The sequence below is a fragment of the Effusibacillus pohliae DSM 22757 genome (assembly GCF_000376225.1).
GTDB classification, from domain to species: Bacteria; Bacillota; Bacilli; order Tumebacillales; family Effusibacillaceae; genus Effusibacillus; species Effusibacillus pohliae.
This window is the reverse complement of sequence record NZ_AQXL01000017.1, coordinates 1-1,549: the sequence shown is the minus strand read 5'-3', so window position 1 is coordinate 1,549 and position 1,549 is coordinate 1. Positions and strand designations below refer to the sequence as shown.

Genomic DNA, 1,549 nt, shown 5'->3' with positions numbered 1-1,549 from the left:
CTGGATGTTGCGTTTCTGGTTTATGATGTCGTATCCTTTATTCAAAACCCGACCTGGGAAAATGCAGCCTGGATCGCCTTTGATGTGGTTTCGACTGCGATTCCGGTTGGCAGCCTGTCACTAGCGGCGCGTGCAGCGAAAGCGGTGGGCCAGGCAGCTCATGTAGCGGAAGGCGCACGGATAGTCGGAGAAGCGGACGAAATCGCCAGCAAGGCATGGTCCGGCGGGAAAAAAGGAAAAGTAACACCATATGAGGTTGGAACCTACAATAGCTTAAAGGCAAGATCTGCTCCAAATGACGGACTAGATATACATCATGTGGGTCAAGCACATCCGGCACAACAAATTATACCTAGGTATAATAAAAAGGATGCTCCTGCAATTGCTATACCAGAAGAAGAACATAGAAGAATTCCTAAGATGAGAGGTTCATACAATGGCACTGCACGTGATCTTTTAGCAAAAGACATCCGCGACTTAAGAAAATTCACTCAAGCACCAAACAGTGCTTTAAAAGAATTGATACGATCAAATAAACAAATGTATCCGGATGTATTTAGGAAATTGGTGAGGTGAAATTTGTGGATAGGGAACAATTTATTAAAGGAATATTGCTGAGAGTAAGAGATAGTGCTATTTCCGGTACTCTAAAAAGCTTAGTAGAACCACCCGGAAGACGTCCTTTGAAGGAAGACATGGTGCTTTCTGAATGGTTTAATAATCTTTCCGAACAAGATAAAGAGATGGTTAAAAAGATAATAGAAAATGCTGTTGATTCGAGTGTTTTCGGATTTCTAGCAGTCTTGGACGGAGTTCGAGTTATTGAAGAAGGTCCGTCAAAAGGGGATTTTGAATTGTATTATGTCAACGGATCGTTGAGAATCCGATTGAACGAAACAGATGATGAATATCTTCACGATATTTATCAGGGATTGAAGTAGTTTCAACGAAGGAGAAACTTCCCGTTAAGTTTCTCCTGATTTTTGAGCGCCCAGCAAGGGCGTTTATCCATAGGGTGAAAGTCCCGAACGGGGGCTGGCGAGTACTCTAAAGCCCCCTAATCGATTTGGACACAACACCCTTTATTCCGGTACACTCAAAATAGTAAGGGGATGGTTGTGTGAAACGCAGACGTTATGATCTGGAATTCAAACAACGTATCATCCAGCAAGTGCAAGAGATTGGTAACGCTGCGGCGGTAGCCAAAAGGGTAAAACAGCAGATTCTCAAAGACGTGGCATTGATTAATGCTAAAGAAATAGAAGGAGCACATTGGCATTTCTTTCGAAGCACTGTCACTGGACGAATTGGCGCATCCCAGTCATTACGAACGTTCTTGGAGCAAAATGGGATCAAATACACCATTCATGAATGAGGTGAGAAGTATATGGATTATCATTTAATGGTACCTCCATTTGAATTTAAACCCTTCCGCGAGATGAGCAAAAAAAAGAGTTAAAGTCTCAGGTAGTGGTGTAAAATCCGTCGTCCACAATTGACGACGAAGCCACCGTGTGTGTCTACTAGAAAGTGACGCAACCAACTAGTA

The 1,549-nt window shown here is 43.0% G+C and carries 3 protein-coding genes; all 3 read left to right on the top strand.

The genetic code is table 11. From position 1 onward, the window contains the following. The coding region (locus C230_RS23080; protein ID WP_211207974.1) for a hypothetical protein at positions 1–576 on the top strand (576 nt) is incomplete at its 5' end. Continuing rightward, complete coding sequence (locus tag C230_RS0100175; protein ID WP_018130098.1) at positions 573–941, top strand: hypothetical protein; 369 nt, start codon at positions 573–575, stop codon at positions 939–941. The genes C230_RS23080 and C230_RS0100175, both read left to right, overlap by 4 nt. A 179-nt stretch (positions 942–1,120) precedes the next feature. After that, the gene (locus C230_RS0100170; protein WP_018130097.1) at positions 1,121–1,375 is read left to right on the top strand and encodes a hypothetical protein; all 255 of its coding nucleotides are present in this window, start codon (positions 1,121–1,123) and stop codon (positions 1,373–1,375) included. The last annotated feature ends 174 nt before the right edge of the window (positions 1,376–1,549 follow it).